Genomic DNA, 25,394 nt, shown 5'->3' on the forward strand with positions numbered 1-25,394 from the left:
GCCGCTTCTATTCTTGATTAAGGAATAAAACGGGCATAACCAGTAAAAAACGGGACAAATAGAGCAGCGGTTCTCCGTATATAGGAAAACCGCCAGGCTTAAATCGAAGTTGTCCTGCCTCGCAGGACAGGCGCTACCTTTTTTTGAGTTGCTCATATTCAGTGGGTGTCATGCCAAAGCGTTTCTTGAAGCATTTGCCAAAATAATTGGGGTCACTGTATCCTACACTTTCAGCGATTTCTGACAGCTTCCGATTTCCTTTCAGCAAAAGCTCCTTAGCCTTCTTCATTCGGATGTGTGTAATATGATCCACTATGGAAAAGCCAGACTCCTTGCGAAATACGCGGCGCAGGTAGCTGGGATCGACGAATACTCCGCACGAAACCTGCTCAGCAGACAGCTCTGAGTCTGCATAATGTTCCTCAATATAGTTGATCGCCGCCACAAATAAATTGGAAGCCTTCGTAGGACGCATATTCTCCATCAGCTGGATCAGCTTGCGGTATAGAGCGAGCATCCAACCTTCAGCAGCCTCCCAGGAATCTAACTCTCGCAGCCGTTCGTAAGGAGAATTGTCTCCTCCATTTTCCCATAGCCGGTCATAAGGAATGCCTCGTTCACTGGCAAAGGAAAGGGCTAAAGATACGATTCCCATAAGCATCGCATCTGCGTATTCGTCTCCCCATTTATATTTACTAAGCTGACGGATTGCCTTACGGACCTCCTCTAGCGTTTCACTGTCTTTCATTCGGAGGTCAAGCACAACCGCATCGCGTAGATGGCCCAAATCAGGCATACCTGCTCTGCTATGCAACACTTCGCCGCCCTGTCCCCTTAACTCTGCACTTTCGCTCTCCTGTGGAAGCACCGGTAGCTTCGGCTTAATGCGTTCCAACATCGAGAGCATTTCTTCTGCATTGAACGGCTTCAACAAATAATCCTGTACTCCGGTTCGAACCGCCTTCTGTAGGTATTCAAATTCGTTATGTCCAGATATGAATACAATAACGATGCGTTCGAACTTGACTTTCAACCTCTTGGCTAATTCAATTCCGTCAATGAAGGGCATATTGATATCTACGAGGGCGAGATGTGGCTGATGCCGCTCGGCTTCCTGAAGTGCTTCCTGTCCGTTCCTTGCTTCGCAGCAAACCCGAAAACCATGAATTTCCCAATCTATCTTCATACGCAGAAAGTCTCGGAACAGCGGTTCATCATCGACAATCATCACTTTATACATTTTGGTGTTCACTCCCCTTTGGCAGCATCGGCAGCGACAGGTCAACAGTTGTTCCCTTCGTGAGCACACTTTGCACGGATATCCCATACTCCTCGCCAAAATACAGGCTCAGCCGCTGCTGAACGCTGTAGGTGCCGATTGATCGTATTCCTTCTTCCGGCAAATGTCTGGACATAATGGTCTGAACCTGTATTTCGTTCATCCCCACACCGTTGTCCTCCACTCTAACGACCACCTTATCGCCCTGTCTAAAGGCAAAAATGCGGATAAAACCTTTTGTTCCTTTCTTCTTAAGGCCATGGTAAATCGAATTCTCGACAAGCGGCTGAAGCGAGAGCTTCGGGATCGGTGTACCTTCAAACTCGGGAGGAATATCCACTTCATAGCGAAACACATCGGGATAACGGATTTGCAGAATCGTCAGGTAATCATCAGTAATCTGAGCTTCCTTTTCTAAAGTGATTAGTTCCCGTCCCTTGTTCAGCACCATTCGATAAAAATCTGCCAGCGCTTTTGTAGTATCTCTAGCCTCCTCATTACGATCTAACTCATTGAGTGCATAAATGGTATCCAAAGTGTTGTACAGAAAATGCGGTTTAATTTGGGCGCTTATCAGTGCAAGCTCATATTCACGCTTACGGTTCTGTTCCTGCCTTACCTCATCCAGCAGCTCCCGAACCCGTCTTACCATAAAGTTAAACGCTTCCGCAATGGTACCGATTTCATCTTCAGTACGGACTGTCGCAACAGGTTGCAAATCACCAGTTACTACTTTTCGCATGGCCTTAGTCAATTGTTCGAGAGGACTAACGACCATTCTGGACAGAAAGCTAGCACCCAGCCAGGAAAAAACAAGGCATAACACACCGATTAATAGCGACAATCTAACATTTTGCCGGACATCAGCTGTAAGCAGGCTAAGAGAAACAATATTGACCAACTTCCATTCCATTCGGTTATAATCAGTGACCGTTATCAGGTTGCCCTCATACTCGAATGAGCACGTTCCATGGGATGCATTAGGGGCACAACGTTGGATGGCCTCACCCAGCTGTGGATTCACCGGATTCATCAGCATCTCATTGTCTTCTGCCACAGCCACGCGCATTTCGTTATCTAAAAAATAATAAGATTTGGGTGCATCTGGATCGCTGGAACGAAAGTAATCGGACAAACCTTCTTCCTTCACTAACAGAAAAAGCGTTCCATAAGGTTCGCCGGTGTCTATATTAATGACCGTCTTCCCCAGTGTCAAAACGGGAGAGCTCGGATCTGGTGTTAGGAAATCCCTCTTCTCCATATCAAACCAGAGGGCCTGTCCATAACTTTCAGATTCCCTTACCCGCTTAAGCATGCTATAGATCTTGCGATCATCCCCGCTTTCGGTATAAGAGGCGAAAATCTTCCCTTCGTTATCAATGAAGACAGCGGCATCCACCTCACGAAAGATTGACAAATCAATGGATAGGCGGCTCTGCATCAAGTTTCCAAACTGAATAGGCTCCATGGCAGTATCAGGTTTGGCACCGTATGAATCATACATCCGGTTAATATTCGTGACCATAATATTGGCCGCCGTCTCCACACTCCTGAATATGTAATCGGTCCTAGACAAGATAAGCTGAGACTCATCGACCACATTGCTGGTAGTTTGGTCTATCAAAGAACGGCTGAAAAGTTGGTTGGACAATAGTCCAAGAATAAGCAGAGAAACAATAATTAGCGGAAGAAATACCGCTATAACCTTGCTTTTAAAGCGAAGTCGACCAAACCACTTACGAGCTAGTGACAGAATATTCACCTAGAACCCCTCCGTCATCAAGAGAATATCCATCATGTTAACACAAACAATCTCTACAGTAGTAGATCAAAAATAAAGTTTAAAAAATTCAACCGTCCATCTTGAAAGTACTTTAGAGATGTGTTATGATAAAGTCGATTTTTAGTAAAATTATTAACTAAAAAGGTGTGAGCTCTTTTGGCAACCATTAAAGACATTGCCCGCGAAGCGGGTGTGTCTGCCGCAACCGTTTCAAGGGTTTTAAATAACGATCTGTCACTGTCCGTAAGCTCAGACACCAAAAACAGAATTTTTTTGGTTGCCGAGCAACTCGGGTATAAGCCTACCCGGCTGAGGCAATTAAAGCAGAATACGGAACGGGCCGGGAAAACGGTCTCCCTCCTGCTGTGGTGTTCTATTGAGGAGGAAAGAGACGATCCTTATTACGCCTCGATCCGCCGTGGAATCGAACTGCGCTGTGAAGAGCTTGGCCTGACGTTGGGACAGACCTTGCGAGGCCGCTCGTCCATCGGCACCTTACAGAAGGCGGATGGTCTGATTGTTGTGGGCGGCGTTGATCCTGAAGAGGTATTCAAGCTTCATCCTGACAAGAACACCATTGTCCTTGTCGACCAGTACCATGAACAGTTGGAGTATGATTCTGTACGACTTCATTTCAGACAAGCTGTTGATCAGGCACTCGGACATCTACTTGAGCTTGGCCACCGACAAATCGGATTTATCGGCGGTAAGAGCGACGGTGAGCGAAGGGCCCATTATTTTGAACGATTCATGCGGGAACAAGGGTTGTACAATCCTCAATTCGTCCGTATAGGTGCCTGGAGTACCGCGGATGGTTATCTCATGATGAACGAACTCCTAACCCAACAGGAACGACCGACAGCCTGCTTCGCTGCAAGTGATCCGCTCGCTATTGGTGCCCTCCGAGCCCTTCATGGACATGGAGTCAAGGTACCAGAAGATATGGCTGTTGTCGGCTTCGACGACATTGAGATGGCAGCCTTCGTGCAGCCTCCGCTAACCACTGTCCGTGCCTATCCCGAACAGATGGGAAAGGCTGCCGTGCAACTACTCTCTGAACGGTTTGAGGGACGTGAACCACCTGCGTACAGCGTGATCGGGACTAAGCTTGTCATTCGGGAGAGCTCATGCAAAAAAGGCTAACATCAATACTTGAGAGTCTTGTTGTCATTGATCAGTATTCTTACGTAAAACAATAATGATAACCCCCTAAGGAGTGAATATCATGAACATTCATGTTAACGAGGCGCTTGGTTTGTTTCATTTGCAGTCCAAGGATTGCAGCTATATTATCCAGCTTGTAGAAGGATATCCCGCACATGTCTATTGGGGAGCTCAACTTCATCATGACCAAAGTCTCGCAAGTATATTGGAACTTAGGGAGCGTTGCTCTTTCTCTCCCACTCCCGTTTCTTCCAGCCGTACAATTTCTTTGGACACGCTTCCTCAGGAATACCCCCAGTATGGAACAAGCGACTTTCGTCAACCAGCTTACCAGGTTGCACTTGCGGACGGAACTCGGACTACGGAGCTGAAATATAGTGGTTACCGTATTGAACCGGGTAAACCCAAGCTCGAGGGACTTCCTTCCGTCTATGCCGAATCGGATGATGAAGCTACAACCCTCTTTTTGATCCTTGAGGATCAATACTCGGGGCTTAAGACCACATTGCTCTATACTGTATTTGCGAACCACAGTGCCATTGCTAGATCTACTTTTTTTGAACAAAAGGGAAGCGCTACCATAAATATTGAACACGCCATGAGCGCCTCTGTCGACTTCGCCGATTCCAACTACCAAGCTCTCTACTTACCTGGAGCTTGGGTTCGGGAAAGACATATCCAACGCCGCGATCTCGGACCCGGCTCTCTTAGGCTCGAGAGCCGAAGGGGTTCTAGCAGTCACCAAATGAATCCCTTTCTGGCACTGCTTCGTCCTGATGTGACTGAAGATCGTGGGGATGTTTACGGTTTCAGTCTAATCTACAGCAGCAACTTCGTCGCACAGGCAGAAGTAGAGCAATTCAATCAGACTCGTGTAAGTATCGGAATCAATCCTTTTGACTTCTCCTGGCGGCTTGAGCCGGGTCAGTCATTCCAGACCCCTGAAGCCGTATTGGTCTTTTCCGAAGAAGGTCTTGGAGGCATGTCACGCACCTATCACCGACTCTATCGCACACGTCTGTGCCGAGGGGCTTACCGTGACAAAGAACGTCCGATTCTCGTGAACAATTGGGAAGCCACGTATTTCGACTTCGACGCCGACAAAATCGAAGCGATTGCCAAGGAAGCAGGGCCCCTTGGAATTGAGCTCTTTGTTCTAGATGACGGTTGGTTTGGTAAGCGCGACAACGATGACAATTCGCTTGGGGACTGGTTTGAAGACCGCCGCAAGCTGCCTGGCGGGCTTGCCGACCTAGCAAAACGGGTTAATGAACAAGGATTACAGTTTGGCTTGTGGGTTGAGCCGGAAATGGTATCACCGGATAGTGAACTGTACCGCAGCCATCCCGACTGGTGCCTGCATGCGGAAGGTCGGCGGCGAACGGAAGGCCGATCCCAGCTGGTGCTCGATCTCTCCCGCAAGGAAGTATGCGACTACTTGTATGAGACGCTTAGCTCCGTATTCTCGATCGCTCCGATTACTTATGTCAAGTGGGACATGAACCGTAATATGACGGAGATTGCTTCGGCTACAGCTCCTAGTGAACGACAAAAGGAAACTGCACACCGATATATGCTCGGACTTTACGATCTGATGGAACGTCTGACCTCCCAGTTCCCGGACATCTTGTTCGAAAGCTGTTCCGGAGGCGGTGGACGATTCGATCCCGGAATGCTCTACTATATGCCGCAGACATGGACCAGTGACGATACCGATGCCATTGAAAGATTGGCTATCCAGTACGGCACCAGCATCGTGTATCCAGCCAGTACCATGGGCGCACACGTATCGAATGTACCGAATCACCAGGTGGGACGAATCACCTCCCTCGCTATACGCGGCGACGTGGCAATGAGCGGGAATTTTGGCTACGAACTTGACCTAACCGCATTTACAAAGGAAGAAAAGGAGCTCGCTGCCAAACAAATCGCCCAGTATAAGGAAATTCGTTCCCTTGTTCAGCAAGGAGATATGTATCGGCTTCTTAGTCCATTTGAGGGCCGCGGCGACACAGCCTGGATGTTCGTTAGCGAGGACCAGTCCGAAGCTTTTGTTGCGTACTTCCGTGTACTAGCAGAACCCAATGGGCCCATCCGGCGACTAACTCTAAAAGGGCTTGACCCAGATAAAAAGTATATTATCGAACATGGAGCGAAGGGCAATACTGCAGTCCATACGGGTAATACCTTAGTGGAAGATGGCGGTTCCCCCTTCCGCGTAGCGTTTGATGGCGAAATTTTTGGAGGCGACCGCCTAATGAAAATTGGGCTTGTTGTCTCGGATCTCTCTGGAGACTTCACCAGCTCTACTTTCCGCCTTAAAGCTATTTCCTGCTAATTGTGAATCTGGCCAGTGACGATAAAAAAATCAAAACAAGGCAGACCGATTTTCCGGCCTGCCTTGTTTAATCACTTTGGTGCCCGTGTTGCTAACCGTGACTCTCCATGTCACTTACCAAATACGCTCGCTTAGTCTCAATTTCGTCCTCTATATCTTCCAGCATATGACCAATGCCTTCTTAAGTGAACGTGTCTGTAATCACAACTCTAAACAATTCATTCAACTTTTCGGTGTCTTTAACTTCCGTCCTTCTGATTTCGACATTATTCATCCTGATTTCCAATTTCTCATTCATCTAGATTTCCGCCGATGTACGATTCAGGATGGGACGCTTTGAAAGCACACGATTCGATAACTCCATCAGGCTTTTTATTTCATAAGTAGGTTGAATGCCAGACGCGTTTGTTTTCCCAGCAGGGTTGAACCAACAGGTATCAATTCCGTATTTGTTGCCTCCTTGAATATCGGAGGTCAAAGAATCACCGACCATGAGAACCTTACTCTTATCTGAAATGGCTAGCTTAGTAAATGCGTAATCGAAAATACCAGCTTGTGGCTTTTGGCAACCCACTTCCTCTGAAATAATTATCTGTTCAAATACATCACGCAGCGGTGAAAGCTGAATTCTGGAGGTTTGCACCTCTTTGATTCCATTCGTAATGATCGCCAAGCGACAATCAGACAGCATATCACATAATTCAACCGCTCCGTCCATTAAAAAAGCACCTTCACCCAAATAACGTAAATATGCAGCACTAAAAGCATCTGGATTAAAATCTAGATCATGAAAAGTAAATAATCGCTTAAACCGCTCCACACGCAGTTGCGCTGAGGTAATAAGTCCTTCCTCTGCCTCTCGCCACAATACGCTGTTGATTTCATCATAACTAGCTTTATACTCCGTGGCCCCTTGTGGCAAGCCAAATTGGGTAAACGTATTATGTAGCGCATAACTCTCTGCCTTTTTAAAATCAAACAGCGTGTCATCGACATCAAATATAATAATTTCGTATTTCATAACGACCTCCATATCATTGCTTTACGACTATTGTTCAGTTCCATGAGTCTTAGATTGTTTCTGATAGTAGCACAACGAAAAACTAACAATACATTATTACCTTTCGGTTATTATACAGAACCTAGTTAAACCGTCAAGTCACTAATAACAAAGTCATAGTATTTTGTCATCGGTGCAAAAGGTAAATAACGCTCAATAAGAATGCCCGTAAAATGAAGGTGATTCTCATTTTACGGGCTTCTGAGCATCTAAGAGATGATTTAGCAAAAATCCTAGTGATCTTCATTCATCCATTTAGCTAATGTTTGATCAAAACAATGAGGTTCTTCAAACATTGGGTTATGCCCACTATATTCAAAAATCACTTTTTTCACGTTCTCGTAGGTGTCATCGACCCTATCCCATAAAGAAACTGGCGCAACCAAAAAATCATACCTTCCCAAACTAATATATACAGGTTTATGGATATCCGCCAAGGATTGTATTAAATTCATGTTACCGAAAGCTTCTCCCCATAAATAATCAATGATAGGCATATTCGTGTATACATCCTTCCACATATAAGCCGCATCGTAAGCATAATCATAAAAGGTTTGGGCTCCCATTCGTATACACATGTGAACAAATCTTCTATCTGGGTCTCTTTTGATATCTTCCTCTAATAAAACAATGTCCTTTTCAAAACGTTCCTTTCTTTCTGGGCTGGCCGTTTCATAAAAGAATGAAGAGCTTTGCCGCTGTCTTTCTTGGCTGTTCGTAGGTGCTGAATTTAATAGCACCACTTTTTGAACATAATCCGGGTATTGTTTAGCATATTCCAAAGCCATAAAGGCATGCCCGGAATGTCCTAATATGATAAATTCATTTAGATGAAGGCATTGTCTTGCTGTTTCTATATCATTAATAACTTTATCCAAAGTATAGTCTTCTGGTTTTAAAGCTCGAGTCGGTTTTGCAAATCCTCGATGATCCAGAAAAATAAACTGAAACTTTTTATATAAATGGTCTGAAAATAAACGAGGATAATATACACTGCTGCCGATCACCAATATCGGCCTTCCGTTACCTCTTATAGCATATTTCAGCTCAAATCCATCACTAAAAACTGTTTGATAAGTGCTCATTTATAATCACCTTTTCTTTTTCAAATCACTCCCTTTCCTTTGTGTAATTCCCTTGTATTCTCCATAGAACGTTCCAACACTTCAACTCACCTCAGAAAGTACATTTATTTTTATGAGAAAAGTTTAACATGTTTTTTTCAAAAACAAAACGGGTTTACTTTTGTCTTACTTGTCTTGACTTATGGCATTCATACAGGATTTTTGACAAACACATCTTTTTGGAAACAAAAAAACCGCGATTATCGCGGTTTTTTATATAGAGGTCATACTTTTATCTTGCTTGGCGACGTCCTACTCTCCCAGGACCCTGCGGTCCAAGTACCATCGGCGCTGGAGGGCTTAACGGTCGTGTTCGGGATGGGTACGTGTGGAACCCCTCCGCTATCGCCACCAAACATGAATTTGCTATGCAAATTCTATCGTACGATTATTCGCTTCATCACTTATCGTGTGAATGAATAGCCATGCGCTTGTTGTATGTCACTTGTACATACGTTCAAGGTTACACCCTGAAAACTGGATCCGAAACTCATTGCGCTTTATCTTTAGGATAAGCCCTCGACCGATTAGTATTGGTCAGCTCCATGCATTACTGCACTTCCACCCCCAACCTATCTACCTCGTCGTCTTCAAGGGGTCTTACTAATTGGGAAATCTCATCTTGAGGGGGGCTTCACGCTTAGATGCTTTCAGCGCTTATCCCTTCCGTACATAGCTACCCAGCGGTGCTCCTGGCGGAACAACTGGTACACCAGCGGTACGTCCATCCCGGTCCTCTCGTACTAAGGACAGCTCCTCTCAAATTTCCTACGCCCACGACAGATAGGGACCGAACTGTCTCACGACGTTCTGAACCCAGCTCGCGTACCGCTTTAATGGGCGAACAGCCCAACCCTTGGGACCTACTTCAGCCCCAGGATGCGATGAGCCGACATCGAGGTGCCAAACCTCCCCGTCGATGTGGACTCTTGGGGGAGATAAGCCTGTTATCCCCAGGGTAGCTTTTATCCGTTGAGCGATGGCCCTTCCATGCGGTACCACCGGATCACTAAGCCCGACTTTCGTCCCTGCTCGACTTGTAGGTCTCGCAGTCAAGCTCCCTTCTGCCTTTGCACTCTTCGAATGATTTCCAACCATTCTGAGGGAACCTTGGGGCGCCTCCGTTACTCTTTAGGAGGCGACCGCCCCAGTCAAACTGCCCACCTGACACTGTCCTCGCACCGGTTCACGGTACCAAGTTAGAACCTAGATACGATCAGGGTGGTATCCCAAGGATGCCTCCCTTCAAGCTGGCGCTCAAAGTTCTACGGCTCCCACCTATCCTGTACAGATCGTACCCAAATTCAATATCAAGCTGCAGTAAAGCTCCATGGGGTCTTTCCGTCTTGTCGCGGGTAACCTGCATCTTCACAGGTATTAAAATTTCACCGGATCTCTCGTTGAGACAGCGCCCAAGTCGTTACGCCATTCGTGCGGGTCAGAATTTACCTGACAAGGAATTTCGCTACCTTAGGACCGTTATAGTTACGGCCGCCGTTTACTGGGGCTTCGGTTCATAGCTTCGCTCTTGCGAGCTTACCACTCCCCTTAACCTTCCAGCACCGGGCAGGCGTCAGCCCGTATACTTCGCCTTGCGGCTTCGCACAGACCTGTGTTTTTGCTAAACAGTCGCTTGGGCCTTTTCACTGCGGCCCCCTCGGGCTATTCACCCTACCGAGGCACCCCTTCTCCCGAAGTTACGGGGTCATTTTGCCGAGTTCCTTAACGAGAGTTCTTCCGCGCGCCTTAGAATTCTCTTCTCGCCTACCTGTGTCGGTTTGCGGTACGGGCACCTTCTCCTGGCTAGAGGCTTTTCTTGGCAGTCTGAGATCATGACCTTCGCTACTACAATTTTCGCTCCCCATCACAGCCCAGCCTTAACGATGTGCGGATTTGCCTACACATCAGCCTCACTGCTTAGACGGACATCCATCAGTCCGCGTCACTACCCTACTGCGTCACCCCATCGCTCATAGCGGATTACGGTGGTACAGGAATTTCGACCTGTTGTCCTTCGACTACGCCTATCGGCCTCGCCTTAGGTCCCGACTTACCCTGAGCGGACGAACCTTCCTCAGGAACCCTTAGGCTTTCGGCGGATCTGATTCTCACAGATCTTTTCGTTACTCATACCGGCATTCTCACTTGAATGCAGTCCAGCGCTCCTTACGGTACACCTTCAACCCGCATTCAACGCTCCCCTACCCCTGATGCAAAGCATCAAGCCATAGCTTCGGTGGTGTGTTTAGCCCCGTTACATTTTCGGCGCAGAGTCACTCGACCAGTGAGCTATTACGCACTCTTTCAATGGTGGCTGCTTCTAAGCCAACATCCTGGTTGTCTGTGCAACTCCACATCCTTTCCCACTTAACACACACTTGGGGACCTTAGCTGATGGTCTGGGCTGTTTCCCTTTCGACAATGGATCTTAGCACTCACTGTCTGACTCCCGGAACTAAATCTATGGCATTCGGAGTTTGACTGAGCTTGGTAACCCTTGCGGGCCCCGCACCCAATCAGTGCTCTACCTCCACGATTCTTCTTTCCGAGGCTAGCCCTAAAGCTATTTCGGGGAGAACCAGCTATCTCCGGGTTCGATTGGAATTTCTCCGCTACCCCCACCTCATCCCCGCATTTTTCAACATGCGTGGGTTCGGGCCTCCAGTGCGTGTTACCGCACCTTCACCCTGGACAGGGGTAGATCACCCGGTTTCGGGTCTACGTCCACGTACTCATTCGCCCTATTCAGACTCGCTTTCGCTGCGGCTTCAGCTCTTCACCTTAACCTTGCACGGGAACGTAACTCGCCGGTTCATTCTACAAAAGGCACGCCATCACCCGTGATTTTTCCAAAGGAAAATATCATAGGGCTCTGACTTCTTGTAAGCACACGGTTTCAGGATCTATTTCACTCCCCTTCCGGGGTGCTTTTCACCTTTCCCTCACGGTACTGCTTCACTATCGGTCGCCAGGGAGTATTTAGCCTTGGCAGATGGTCCTGCCGGATTCATACGGGGTTTCACGTGCCCCGCACTACTCGGGATCCGTCTCGGAGAGAACAAGTTTTGAACTACAGGGCTTTTACCTTCTCTGGCGGGCCTTTCCAGACCTCTTCATCTAACCGGTTCCTTTGTAACTCCATGTGAGACGTCCCACAACCCCAAGGAGCAAGCTCCTTGGTTTGGGCTAATCCGCGTTCGCTCGCCGCTACTGACGGAATCACTATTGTTTTCTCTTCCTCAGGGTACTTAGATGTTTCAGTTCCCCTGGTCTGCCTCTATTCTGCCTATGTATTCAGCAGAAAGTGACTGTCGATGAAGACAGCCGGGTTTCCCCATTCGGACATCCCCGGATCAAAGCTTGCTTACAGCTCCCCGAGGCTTTATCGTTGTTCGCCACGTCCTTCGTCGGCTCCTGGCGCCTAGGCATCCTCCGTGTGCTCTTTGTAGCTTAACCTAGTATTTACATCGTAAATACGATTTGCTTTGAATTTCGGTTCAACACTTACGTGTGAATGAAATTCAAGGCAGCTACCTTTATTTCACTTGTTTACACAAGATCAGCTTAAAGGAATATTCTAAAACGCAATTTCGTTTCGGTATCCAGTTTTCAAGGTGCAATATTCTCCCCGGCTTTAACCCCGGAAAAATATCATATCAAATTCCTCAATACTTGAATACAAGTATATTTTGGAAATCCAATGTGAGAGTTTGAGCTCTCAAAACTGAGCAACGAGTGAGTAAGTTCAGGATATTCATTTCATTCACACGAATGTGATGAACCGAATTGAATATCCGGTCGCAGGTACATGTACCTGCTAATTTGAATGTTTCCGCTCTCCGGAAACGATTCTCCATAGAAAGGAGGTGATCCAGCCGCACCTTCCGATACGGCTACCTTGTTACGACTTCACCCCAATCATCTACCCCACCTTCGGCGGCTGGCTCCCTTGCGGGTTACCCCACCGACTTCGGGTGTTGTAAACTCTCGTGGTGTGACGGGCGGTGTGTACAAGACCCGGGAACGTATTCACCGCGGCATGCTGATCCGCGATTACTAGCAATTCCGACTTCATGTAGGCGAGTTGCAGCCTACAATCCGAACTGAGACCGGCTTTTCTAGGATTGGCTCCACCTCGCGATTTCGCTTCCCGTTGTACCGGCCATTGTAGTACGTGTGTAGCCCAGGTCATAAGGGGCATGATGATTTGACGTCATCCCCACCTTCCTCCGGTTTGTCACCGGCAGTCTGCTTAGAGTGCCCAGCTTGACCTGCTGGCAACTAAGCATAAGGGTTGCGCTCGTTGCGGGACTTAACCCAACATCTCACGACACGAGCTGACGACAACCATGCACCACCTGTCTCCTCTGTCCCGAAGGAAAGCCATATCTCTACAGCGGTCAGAGGGATGTCAAGACCTGGTAAGGTTCTTCGCGTTGCTTCGAATTAAACCACATACTCCACTGCTTGTGCGGGTCCCCGTCAATTCCTTTGAGTTTCAGTCTTGCGACCGTACTCCCCAGGCGGAATGCTTAATGTGTTAACTTCGGCACCAAGGGTATCGAAACCCCTAACACCTAGCATTCATCGTTTACGGCGTGGACTACCAGGGTATCTAATCCTGTTTGCTCCCCACGCTTTCGCGCCTCAGCGTCAGTTACAGCCCAGAGAGTCGCCTTCGCCACTGGTGTTCCTCCACATCTCTACGCATTTCACCGCTACACGTGGAATTCCACTCTCCTCTTCTGCACTCAAGCTCCCCAGTTTCCAGTGCGACCCGAAGTTGAGCCTCGGGATTAAACACCAGACTTAAAGAGCCGCCTGCGCGCGCTTTACGCCCAATAATTCCGGACAACGCTTGCCCCCTACGTATTACCGCGGCTGCTGGCACGTAGTTAGCCGGGGCTTTCTTCTCAGGTACCGTCACTCTTGTAGCAGTTACTCTACAAGACGTTCTTCCCTGGCAACAGAGCTTTACGATCCGAAAACCTTCATCACTCACGCGGCGTTGCTCCGTCAGGCTTTCGCCCATTGCGGAAGATTCCCTACTGCTGCCTCCCGTAGGAGTCTGGGCCGTGTCTCAGTCCCAGTGTGGCCGATCACCCTCTCAGGTCGGCTACGCATCGTCGCCTTGGTAGGCCTTTACCCCACCAACTAGCTAATGCGCCGCAGGCCCATCCACAAGTGACAGATTGCTCCGTCTTTCCTCCCTCTCCCATGCAGGAAAAGGATATATCGGGTATTAGCTACCGTTTCCGGTAGTTATCCCTGTCTTGTGGGCAGGTTGCCTACGTGTTACTCACCCGTCCGCCGCTAGGTTATGTAGAAGCAAGCTTCTACATAACCCCGCTCGACTTGCATGTATTAGGCACGCCGCCAGCGTTCGTCCTGAGCCAGGATCAAACTCTCCATTAAAGACCAACCGAAGCTGGTTTATAGAAAGAGCGATAAGCTCATGTTGAAACTGACGAGATAAAAATATCTCTTGTTTGATTTTGCAAGCAAAATCGTTTTACTCACTCGTTGTTCAGTTTTCAAAGATCAATTTTCTCATTCGGCTTTTCTTGGGCCGGACAATTAATATATCATACTTTGGTGATTCATACTACTGGTAAATAATAACTCATAGACGATCTTTTGAATTTTTGAACCATTACATCACAGCCTATCTTACGGCCGGATGAATAATATATCATTTAGGTTTGCTGAATACTACATGTAAATTATACCGATTTATTCGTTCTTTTAGCTCCAGCCCATCCCACGTCTCGTCCATGATTTGAAGAATAAATCCCTGGGTATCAAACGAGCTATAAGCTGTTTATACTTCTTTCACCGAAAGAGCGAAGAAAATTCGCTGTGTATATTTTTTTAAAAGACTCAGCCATCTTGTATCTCCTTTGGTGTCCAAATGTAACGATAGTTTTACCTTTGTCTATGATAAAGCCTTATCATGGCGAGGCCAGACATACAAAAATGCCAGGTTCTATGATGAGAACCTGGCATTGGCACATGGCTTATGAATTCTGGGAAGGGGCAACTCTTCCAATCTCTCCAGAAGGAATCTGATACTGGCGGATATCCTTAACCAGAAACATAATCAATCCGCATAGTACAGTAATCAGTCCACTGAAAAAAAGAACCTCACTCAGAGAAAACCGTAAAGCTAGCGCCCCTCCAATCAAGGCCCCTAATGGCAGAGCCGCATTCGACAAGGTGTTTAAAAAGGCTGTAACACGTCCCAGTAACGGCAGCGGTGTAATAATTTGAATCAAAGACGTTTGCAGCACATTGATGATGCCAGTAAAAATGCCTAATAACAGAGCTGCCAGCAGCTTCATCCACATCTCGGGCACAAGGGAAAAAACATAGATTGCCAGTCCCATGGCTACCCAGGAAACCGCGATGGTAATGCCGTTCTTTTTCAATACACTGACCAGAAAGGAACCGATGAAAATACCGATAAAGTAGGCTACATACAGCAAGCTGTAATAGATTGGCGAGCCATAGGATACTGCGATAGAAGGCATGGCAATGACCAAGATCGCCATCGAAAAGTTTGTCAGCGCAAAGAACGGAAGCATAATTCTCAGGAAGGTGTGCCGTTTTACAAAAAGATACCCTTCTTTCAATTCGTTCAAATAGTACACAAGCTTTAGCGAACTCCTTCCGTTCGTGTCTTCCACCGGAGGAGCATCAATTTGCTTGTTGAGCCTGACATATACAAAGCCTGCCAGAAACAGCATCGCGCCGGCTAGAAAAAACGTGTTTTTCATCCCCATTGCGATGATGAGCGAGGCTCCAGCCAGATATCCGACAATATTAATAACCTGATCCGTCGACAAAATCATGGAATTCGCCCGGACAATCAAATCCGGCGAGCCTATCAATTGCGGCAGCATTTTACTATTGGCCGGATAAAACAGTGTGGAGAAGCAGGATGCAATGAAGACAATAACAAGGATAGCGACCAGATTGACCATCCCGTCCTGAATGAGAAATGGGACGACCAAAATTAGCACAGCCTGCGTAAACAAGGCGATACTGGCTAACAAAGGCGGTGAATAACGGTCCACCACAGGACCCACGAGAAAGCTGAAAATCGACGCCGCAGATACGGCCGTATACGTGAAGCTGGTCATCGCCACCGACTGTGTCGATTGCTGAACAAAATACAGCAGGACGATAGAATAAATGCTGTCTGCGATATTGGCAAGAGTACGAGATGCAAAAAATCGGATAAAACGGCTATCCTTAAACAATGGATTCACATCTTCATCTCCTTACTGCAAAATGGTCAAAGCATTCAAGAGCCTGTCACTAGCAGTCTGGAAGATTTGATGAATATACTGGTCGTTCTCATGATATGGAATGGTAAGTGAGATTTTCAGAATATCCCCTACATGCTCTGACTCAAAAAAAACAACCTTGTTGACATTGGCCTGTGTGCCTTCGGTATGCAGATTGTCGAGCAATTCTGCATCCTCTCGTCCCTCACCCAAATAGTTGAATACGATAGGCAGCTGTTCAAGTCCTTTTTTCAAAATGCTGCTGGATACCGGGTAAGCTTTCTCCATTTCAGCATTGAAAATCAGATTGAAAAAGTTCAAATGATAGCGTGAAGCAAAGTCCAGGTGGGTATGGATACTCTTTTCATAGGATTCAGAGTCATCTTCCTGCAGCACAACGGGTATATGATCAATACACTCGCCTACGGTTCCAAAATAGTTTCGGTCGCCATATTGTCTTCCATAATTAGTAATCCAAAGCGGAACATCAGAGAGTTGGAAATAGCTGCTGAAAAAACGTACAGCCATTTGAAGCGAAATATCCCACATATTCGCAGCGCCGTGCTGCTCTGAAATGTCGCTTAAATTCAGCTCCCAACGATATCTGGTAGTGTCCGCATAGTTGCGTTCTTCGGTCAGCACATGGATACGATCATTATTCTCACCAAACATTTGGAGTTTGAATTGCTCGCTGATTTCCTGATCCCCGATTCCTTGAGGGCCTTGGCGGATATGGTTTACATATTCCCGGTATTGCACCTCTTCTGTCGCATGTGCCGTCTGCTGCGGACGATAATATTCATCAAGGAGTTGTCTGCGCAGGATGTCACTGCTCGTAGCATCAAAAATGATGTGCGAGCAAGGGAGCAATACCAGATGTTCCCGTAAATTTAAGCGAATCAGGACGATTCGATACTGCAGCGACTGTGTAAGTTTATAAGGTTCTAAAAATAGGTTAGAAGCAATGGAAGAAAGAAGCCTGCGTTGTGCTTGTACCGGCTGACCGGAGAGATCAACAGTCGGTAAAAAAAGATGCTCTGGAGCTGGACGCAACTCCCATTCCCATGCTCCGGTTGATTGAACAAGTACGCTTCTTAGCAATTCATGGCGTTCAATAAGCCGCTGAATCGTTACGGTCAAACGCTCGGTGTTCAAGTAGCTATCTAACTGCACAGCCATACCCGAGCCTGTAAAATGTTGCAAATGGTAATGCTGAGCTGGTGCAAGCGGATAGCGCCCAATAGCATTCAGACTTAGTATATTGGTATTCCACTCAGTATTTAACTCAGCAATGCTGGCAAGCCATACATCGGCCTGTTGTTTAAGTAAGGTTTCTTGTTCTTCGTTTGTCGGTATAGCTCCGAGAATTCTATCTGGTTCGTCGGTTCCCCAGCGGACGATATAATGCGGGTGCAGGTCTGGATGGATATGAGATTGGATAAATTCTGAGATTGCCTGAACTTGTTCTACGTGAAAAAGCTCCACTTGCAGGAACAAATAGTTTTGCTTATCGGTGGAAACAGTCTGAAGAAAGACCTGTACACCAAACGCTTCTGTAATAGCCCGCTCAACCTCCTGAGCTTTCGCAATGAGCGTATCCGCGTTCACTCCGCCCTCTTCAACACGTTGTAAAAGATCAGACAAACTTCTTATTGTCTGATATTGAAGCAATTGATGTATATCCAGCGGAATGTTCGATTCCTGTACTTTCGATACCAGTTGAATGGCCTTCAATGAATGACCTCCAAGCTCGAAAAAGCCGTCGTCAATGCCGACCTTTTCAACGCCAAGCACCGCTTGCCACAGGTTCGTCAACTGTTGTTCCACTTCATTTCTTGGAGCAACGTATTCCATATCGGAACCGCTGGTCATTTCTGGCTCAGGCAATGCTTGGCGGTCGATTTTACCGTTCGTTGTCAAGGGAAACGCCGGCAGGAACACATACTGGGCAGGAATCATATAATCCGGCAACTGGCCAGTCAAATGGGTCTTCATATCACTCTTGGATAGCAGTACGTCGGTTGAGATATAAGCACAGAGCGTTTTTTGACCATCCTTCGTGCCTTTTACCGCTACGTGCGCCTCCCGAACTGCATCATGTTTCATGAGCTGGGTTTCAATTTCGCCGGGTTCAATACGGTATCCACGGATTTTAACCTGCTGGTCTATCCGTCCGAGATACTCCAGATTGCCGTCCGGTAGCCATCTGCCCAAATCACCTGTCCGATATATTTTTTCGCCCGGAATGAATGGATTAGGGACAAAATTTAGCTGGGTCAGATCATCCCTGTTTAGATAGCCGCGCGCCAGACCATCCCCACCAACACAAATTTCCCCTTGAGCACCAATAGGCAGCAGCCTGCTTGAAGAGTCCAAAATATAAACAGTTGAATTGCCAATTGGGCGACCAATAGGAATGCGGTTATATTCCTTATCAATCGGGAAATAAGTAGAGAATGTTGTGTTTTCTGTGGGGCCATAGACGTTGATAACGTTCAGTCCCGGAGAATGTGCTCTAACCGTATTAATGATCCCAGGTAAAAGCACATCCCCGCCCACCAGCAAGTGCTTTAGCGAAGCAAAGAGATCTGGTTTATGCTGTGTGAGTTGGTTAAACAAGGGCGATGTCAGCCACATCGTTGTAATATGATATCGATCCAGCGCTTCACCAAGCTGAACAGCATCCAAGATTACGGATTCCGGTACAATGTACAAACGCAATCCGTTCAGCAATGCTCCCCAAATTTCAAAGGTACAGGCATCGAACACGAGCGCCCCGGTCAGCAAAATGCGTTCGTTCTCGGCAAATGGTACGTAATTGGTGTTCTTCACCAGCCGTATGACATTCCGATGTTCAATCATGACACCTTTGGGACGTCCAGTTGAGCCAGATGTATACATGACATAGGCCAGATCGTCTGCCGTTGTCGATTCGGAAAAAATGAAGTCCTCGGAGTCGTAGGAGCTGATGTCGGCCAGATCCAGAACCGTACCGGAAAAATCGAAAGTGTTCATCTGTTCACCCTTGTCAGATAGGGTTAGCAGAATTTCGCTACCGCTATCCTGAAGCATAAACATAATCCGTTCCTGCGGATAAGAAGGCTCCAGGGGCAAGTAGGCTCCACCCGCCTTCAAAATACCAAGAATACCGATAATCATTTCTGGTGAACGTTCAGTCAAAATGCCTACGATGGTATCCGGCGCAACCCCCAGTTTTCGCAGCTTCGTGGCCAGTTGATTAGCTTTTTTATTTAATTCGCGGTAGGTTAGCTCACGATTTTCAAATACAATAGCTATTGCATCCGGTGTTTTCTCTGCCTGTTCTTCAAATCCGTGATGTATGGTGTGGTCCGATGGATACGGTCTCCGTGTATCGTTAAAATCAAATAAGAGCTGCTGTTTTTCCTCCGCTGTCAAAAGATCAATCTCCGAAACCCGGATATTTGGGTTTTGAATAACTTGCTTCATCATTTGGATGAGGTGAGCAGCCAATTGTTTGATCGCATTTTTGTTATACGTCAGCGCGTTATAGCTAAATTTGATTTCCAGCTCTCGGCCAGGCATGACGATTACATTCAAATCATAATTGGTCTGTTCAATATCCTCTACTTCACCAACACGGAGGGCTTTAGGATTTTTTTCCAAGCCCGTAAGCTCTTCCGAAACGGGAAAATTTTCAAAGGCGACAATATGCTGGATCAGGTTTTGTTTTAGTACACTATGGGCTTGAATATCAGCCAAGGAAAAATAAGAATACCGATTGGACTCCATCAAGGAATCCTGTATAGACGTAAGCAAGTCGGAAAACCGCAGTTCAGCGGAGCTTTTAATACGTAAGGGAATGGTATTAATGAATAATCCGACCATATTTTCAATACCGGGGATTTCATCAGGTCTGCCCGACACAACAGACCCGAAAATGACGTCCTTACTGTTGTTGTACGTTTGTAGTAATAAGCCCCAAACGGTTTGAAATAAGGTGCTGACGGTGACACGGTTTTGCTTGGCCATTTGCTCCATGTCTTGGGTCAGCCGCTCCCCCCATGTGCATATGAGCTGCTCTGCCTGAAACGAAGAATCAACGGAGCGGGTATAGCCGGGCACGACGGTTTCATTTTCAAAATCAGCCACATATTGTTTCCAGTATGCTGCTGCTTCCTCTTTATTTTGTCTTTCCAACCACTGAATAAAGTTGCTAAATGGATAGACAGGCTCTAATTTTAAAGGAGTATCGTCCCGAAGCGATGTGTAAATATCAAAAAAATCTTTGGCTACCGTCCTCAGGCACCAGCCGTCCATAATAATATGATGAGAGATCCAGATGAGCTTTGAGGTGTCCTCATCCCACTGTACAAGCGTTAACCGGATGAGAACCTCCTTTTCCAGATCAAAACCTCTCTGCCGCTCTTCCTGTAAAATGGCTTGAAGTCGTCTGTGCTTTTCCGCATCCGGTAAACTACGCACATCTTCGATATGGACAGGAGCAGCTAATCGTTCCCCCAGTACAACCTGAAGCGGACGATCCGCCTCCTTATACATGAATACCGTACGGAAAATATCATATCGGTCAATCAGCTTTTGTAAGCTTCGGCTGATTAGGTTGGTATCCATAGCTTCATGAATGGTAATAATCGTTTGTTCGAAATAAGCCTCTGACTTTTCATCAAGTATGGAATGAAATAGCATTCCCTCCTGCATCGGGGATAGCGGATAGAGGTCTTTAATTTTCACTTGGTGGTTTAACAGCTTATTTGATAAGCGATTTGCAATATTTTCAAACTGGTCCAGAGACAATTGCCCATATGTAAAATCCGTCGGGCTTTGTTCTGCTGTATCCTTAGCACAGCAATGGCGAATAAGTTCGATCAGATGATTCTTAAAGCTGGCTGTAAGTCGCTCCACCGTCGATGCTTCATATTCACGTGCGTTGTATTCGAATACAATGCGGAGTCTTTCGTCAGTCACCGCACCATGAATATCAAAGCTGGACGCTTTTTCAGTCAGAGGGTTGATTTCAGTACCAGTAAACGTGGATAGTGGCGAGGTACGCCATGTCGTACCTTCTCTGGCTTCTCCGTCAAAGCTAAAGCTGATCTCAGGTGGCTTGGCAGAAAAAAGAGCTGCCCTATCCTGCTGCTCCCTGTCGGTCAAGTAGCGTAAAATGCCATAGCCGAAACCCTTGTTGGGTACGCGTCGCAAATTGTCCTTAACCAGCTTGATTTGATGGGCCAAATCTTCGGGTTTGCTCACATTTACCACCAACGGATACACGGACGTAAACCTGCCAACTGTACGTGATACGTCAATGTCTTTAATCAATTCCGTCCTGCTATGACTTTCCACCTGGACTGCAATTTCAGCATGTCCGCTCCATTCCCGGTAAGCCAGTCCTAGCGCCGTCATTAAAATATCATTTGTTTCTGTATTGTAAGCATGGTGCGCATGTTTTAGCAGGTTTTCGCTTTCTTCCCGGCTGAGTGTCACTTCGGATTTGCGCACGTCACGGATCAGGCTATCTGGAACCTCATGATCTTTTGGCAGCGGAAGTATTTCACGAGCTTCTACCGTATTCCAATAGCTGATTTCCTGACGCGCCAGCTCGCTTTGTGCATACTTGGACAGACGTGCTGCCCATTCTTTGTAGGAATCGGTCTTGGCGGGTAACTGTAGCTTTTCACCGTTAGCTAACTGTTGGTAGGTTGTTTCCAAGTCTTCCAGCAGGATTCTCCACGACACACTGTCTACGACAAGATGATGAATGACGATTAACAAATGATCGGATTCCTGCAGCCGAATTAAAGCCAAACGTACAAGCGGGCCGTTACGCAAATTAAAACTGCTTTGTAACGCGTCAGTGAGCTGCGCGATTTCTTCCTCAGGCTGGTCAGCATGTGAAAAATCGTAGCTTTCCAATGTAAAGTGTTCACCTTCGGCTGTGCCTCTGTTATAGGCGACAGGTTCTTTTTCACGTTCATCAAAGGTAATGCGCAAGGCATCATGGTGCATGGTCAGCTTGTCCACGGCACTTCGCAGCCAGGTTTCGTTCCATCTTTCGGGGTTCTGGAGCATGACAGCCTGACTGTAATGATGACGATCTGTTCGATGATGCTCAAAAAATTCCCATTGGATCGGTGTCAACTCCACTGTACCTTGTACCGCCCCCTGCGGGATGGTCCGAATTACTTTTTTTATATAAGGAGCAATCAAATCAATCTGCGGATGGCGGAACAAATCCTTCATGTCCATTTTGAGGCCCTTCGCGTTTAATCGGGCTGCGATTTGCAACGCTTTGATCGAATCGCCACCAAGCTCGAAAAAGTTGTTGCGCAGACCAATCGGCTTAACGCCAATGACTTCCTCCCAGATGGAAGCGAGTGTTTGCTCCAGTTCGCTCTGCGGCGCTTCATACTCGACGTCGGTCAACACAAAATCTTCGGGTTCTGGAAGCGCACGTCGATCAATTTTACCGTTATGGGTCAAAGGTAATTGATCCAGCACGATAATATGTGCGGGCACCATATAGCTTGGCAACTGCTTGGCAAGCTCTGTCCGCAGAAGGGATTTGTCGGTTGTACCTGCTACGTAGGCGCACAAATACTTTTGTCCGGTTTTATCCGTTCTATCCGTGACCACCGCTTGGCGTACCTCATCCAATTGGAGTAAGGCCGACTCAATTTCACCAGGTTCGATCCGGTAGCCACGAATTTTCACCTGAAAGTCAATCCGACCGATGAAATCAATGTTGCCATCCGGCAGCCAGCGTGCCAGATCTCCGGTGCGGTACAGACGCTCTCCCTTTACAAAAGGATTCGGTACAAATTTCTCCGCCGTCAGGTCAGGACGGTTCAAATAACCGCGGGCCACAGAAGCGCCGCCCAAACACAACTCCCCGGCTACGCCGACAGGGAGCGGACGAAAAGCCTCATCCACGATATATACTTTATGATTCGGCAGTGCCTTTCCAATCGGGACGATACCTGATGGAGGCAAACGTTCAGCTGTTTCTTCATAAAAGCTGGAATCAATAGCCGCTTCGGTTACACCGTAGGTATTCATGATGCGCATCGTATCGCCGAAGCGATTCAAAAGCGTCCGATAGTTTTCAACGCCAAAGCTGTCCGCGCCTGTAGTAAGCAGCTTCATGGCGCTGACATCTGTACCATGTTCATATACGTAGTCCATAAGCAGCGTCAACAAGGCTGGTGGAACTTCAAACGTCGTAATTTCGTGCTGTTCGAGAACCTGGGCCAAAGCTGGAGGATCGTTGCGCACATCCTGTGGGCAAATGACCATGGTGCCTCCGTTCACGAATGTCTTGGCCAGATCACCGGCAAAGACATCGAACGACATACTGGCAATCTGAAGGAGCTTGACGGGAAACTCTTTTAACTGGTGAGCTTCTCTATAGCCCCACGCCGTATTTACGTAATGGCGATGCTCGATCATCACGCCTTTGGCGTTGCCCGTCGTTCCCGATGTGTAAATGACGTAGGCCAAAGCCTCAGGATCATGAATAGGTGCGTAGATAGACGCTTGTTGATGGGAATGCTCCGCTTGTGAAGCTTGTTGAAGTAACGCTGGCAAGTCCAGCACTTCACTCGCAAAATCCACATCGGCCAATAGTTCAGTCAAGGAAGACTGCGTGAGCATAATCGTAGCTCCGCTGTCCTGAAGCATGTAAGCAATTCTTTCTTTCGGGTAGATCGGATCGACAGGTACGTAGGCAGCTCCCGCCTTCATAATCCCTAACACAGCGATAATCATGTCTGCTGAACGCTCAAGCATCACGGCGACGAGATGTTCGCGTTGGACCCCGCGGTTTTGTAATGCTTGAGCAAGCAGATTGGCCTGCTCATTCAGCTCATGATAGGTCAGTGCGGTGTCTTCGTAGATGACAGCGATCTGTTCCGGGATACGTTCTGCCTGTGCCTCAAATATTCCATGAAATGTTCCGGTAGGATAGTCGGCAATCGGTCCGCTCCATACATTGGTGAGTTCCGCCTCTTCTGTAGCGGTCAGCAGACGAATGTTCCGCAGCAGGAGTTCTGGTGTACGTGCAATCTGGGCGAGAACATGCTCCAAATGCCCGGCTAACCGTGTCATCCCTTCATCGCTGTAGACATGGTTGTTGTAGGACAGCATAAAGCTCAGCGCTTTTCCGTCCTCCACTTCGATGTTGAAGTGGTAAGGTGTTTCTTCGGACAGCTGGGCGTCCTCCATGACGAATCCAAGTCGATCCTTCAGATCAGGCCGGCCAACCATATCCTGCAGCGGGTAGTTTTCAAATACAACAAAATGGTCCATGAGTTGCTGCTTGAGTGCTGACTGGGACTGTATTTCAGCGAGTGAAAAATAGTCATATGCCCGTGATTGAATCGCGCTGCGCTGCACTTCACGAAGCAGATCTGAGAATGGCTGATCTGCACCCAATTTGATTCGTACCGGTATGGTGTTAATGAAAAGTCCCAACATCTGTTCAACACCTTCAAGCTCCGGCGGTCGACCGGAAACAACGGTGCCGAAGACGACGTCTTCACTTTGGTTGTATCCTCCAAGCACCACTCCCCATGCAGCCAGAAACAGACTGCTAAGGGTTGTTCCGTTGCGTTCAGCCACCGTCCGCAATTGACGGGTTGTTTCATCCGTGAGTGTTATTTTATGTTCATGCAGCAAGTACCCGGTATCTGGCTGGAGCGGATGGGCTACAGGCAGGGTTGGCAGCACGGCTGGCTGATCATAGCCGTTCAGGATGGACCGCCAGTATTCCTTCGCCGCCTCCTTATCCTGCTTATCCAGCCAGCGGGCATAGCCAGTATAGGGCTGCGGTGTTGGCAGTTGTACGGTCTTACCCGCTTTCAGCGCTTCATAAGCCGCGAACAGCTCGTCCATAACGATGCCGAGGCACCAGCCGTCCATAATAATATGATGAAAGCTTAAAAGCAGCGTATATGCGTTCGTTTGGGTTTGAAGCACAGCCAGACGAATGAGCAAATCCTTGCTCAGATCGTAACGATGGTTTCGCTCTGCGTCTGCGTAGCTGCGAATGGCCTTTGCTTGCTCTGCCTTGGGAATATTCGTCAGATTCTCGTAACGAAGCGTTGGATTTCGCTCCTTAAATACGATGAGCCGCGAACGGGAAGCACTTTTATGATAAATATTCGAACGAAGCGTTTCGTGACGCTGCACCAGAGTCTCGAAACTCTTTTGCAGAGCCTCCAGGTTCAGTTCACCCCGGATGGTCATTCGTACTTGCTCATAGTACGCTTGTGATTCCGGCTCCATCACTGTATGAAAGAGCATCCCCTCCTGCAAAGGCGTTAAATTGGCCACTTTTTCGATTTCAAGCCTTTTACTCAT

The 25,394-nt window shown here is 47.4% G+C and carries 8 protein-coding genes and 3 rRNA genes; 2 read left to right on the top strand and 9 right to left on the bottom strand.

Features of this window, described 5'->3' with window-relative positions:
- Window positions 1-133: 133 nt before the first annotated feature.
- Together MKY16_RS25375 and MKY16_RS25380 are read right to left on the bottom strand one after the other, a co-directional pair.
- Complete coding sequence (locus MKY16_RS25375) at window positions 134-1,240, bottom strand: response regulator transcription factor (RefSeq protein ID WP_029518497.1); 1,107 nt, start codon at window positions 1,238-1,240, stop codon at window positions 134-136.
- Window positions 1,233-3,041: a cache domain-containing sensor histidine kinase gene (locus MKY16_RS25380; RefSeq protein WP_029518498.1), complete on the bottom strand. Its 1,809-nt coding sequence runs from the start codon at window positions 3,039-3,041 to the stop codon at window positions 1,233-1,235. Before MKY16_RS25380 ends, MKY16_RS25375 begins: the two co-directional genes overlap by 8 nt.
- A gap of 177 nt (window positions 3,042-3,218) precedes the next feature.
- Here MKY16_RS25380 and MKY16_RS25385 point away from each other — a divergent pair, with 177 nt between their 5' ends.
- Together MKY16_RS25385 and MKY16_RS25390 are read left to right on the top strand one after the other, a co-directional pair.
- Window positions 3,219-4,205 carry a LacI family DNA-binding transcriptional regulator gene (locus MKY16_RS25385; protein ID WP_340957700.1) on the top strand — a complete coding sequence of 329 codons (987 nt, stop codon included), beginning with the start codon at window positions 3,219-3,221 and terminating at the stop codon, window positions 4,203-4,205.
- An 82-nt stretch (window positions 4,206-4,287) separates the two neighbouring features.
- Window positions 4,288-6,564 (top strand): alpha-galactosidase, encoded by a 2,277-nt coding sequence (locus MKY16_RS25390; RefSeq protein ID WP_340957702.1) that lies wholly within the window; start codon window positions 4,288-4,290, stop codon window positions 6,562-6,564.
- A 298-nt stretch (window positions 6,565-6,862) separates the two neighbouring features.
- Here MKY16_RS25390 and MKY16_RS25395 read toward each other — a convergent pair whose 3' ends face one another.
- From MKY16_RS25395 to MKY16_RS25425, 7 genes are all read right to left on the bottom strand, one after another.
- On the bottom strand, window positions 6,863-7,585 hold the full coding sequence (locus tag MKY16_RS25395) for a YjjG family noncanonical pyrimidine nucleotidase (protein WP_340957704.1): 723 nt from the start codon (window positions 7,583-7,585) through the stop codon (window positions 6,863-6,865).
- Window positions 7,586-7,857: 272 nt separating this feature from the next.
- Window positions 7,858-8,709, bottom strand: a complete 852-nt coding sequence (locus tag MKY16_RS25400; RefSeq protein ID WP_340957705.1) for an alpha/beta fold hydrolase — start codon at window positions 8,707-8,709, stop codon at window positions 7,858-7,860.
- 278 nt (window positions 8,710-8,987) lie between these two features.
- Window positions 8,988-9,104: ribosomal RNA gene (gene rrf / locus MKY16_RS25405) — 5S ribosomal RNA — on the bottom strand.
- Window positions 9,105-9,255: 151 nt separating this feature from the next.
- Window positions 9,256-12,204: ribosomal RNA gene (locus tag MKY16_RS25410) — 23S ribosomal RNA — on the bottom strand.
- A gap of 403 nt (window positions 12,205-12,607) precedes the next feature.
- Window positions 12,608-14,163, bottom strand: a 16S ribosomal RNA gene (locus MKY16_RS25415).
- The 16S, 23S and 5S rRNA genes sit together here, the layout of an rRNA operon.
- A gap of 602 nt (window positions 14,164-14,765) precedes the next feature.
- Window positions 14,766-16,019 carry an MFS transporter gene (locus tag MKY16_RS25420; RefSeq protein WP_340885345.1) on the bottom strand — a complete coding sequence of 418 codons (1,254 nt, stop codon included), beginning with the start codon at window positions 16,017-16,019 and terminating at the stop codon, window positions 14,766-14,768.
- Between the two features lie 12 nt (window positions 16,020-16,031).
- Window positions 16,032-25,394 (bottom strand): amino acid adenylation domain-containing protein, encoded by a 9,363-nt coding sequence (locus tag MKY16_RS25425; protein ID WP_340957707.1) that lies wholly within the window; start codon window positions 25,392-25,394, stop codon window positions 16,032-16,034.

This window comes from Paenibacillus sp. FSL L8-0641 (assembly GCF_038006265.1).
GTDB lineage: Bacteria > Bacillota > Bacilli > Paenibacillales > Paenibacillaceae > Paenibacillus > Paenibacillus polymyxa_D.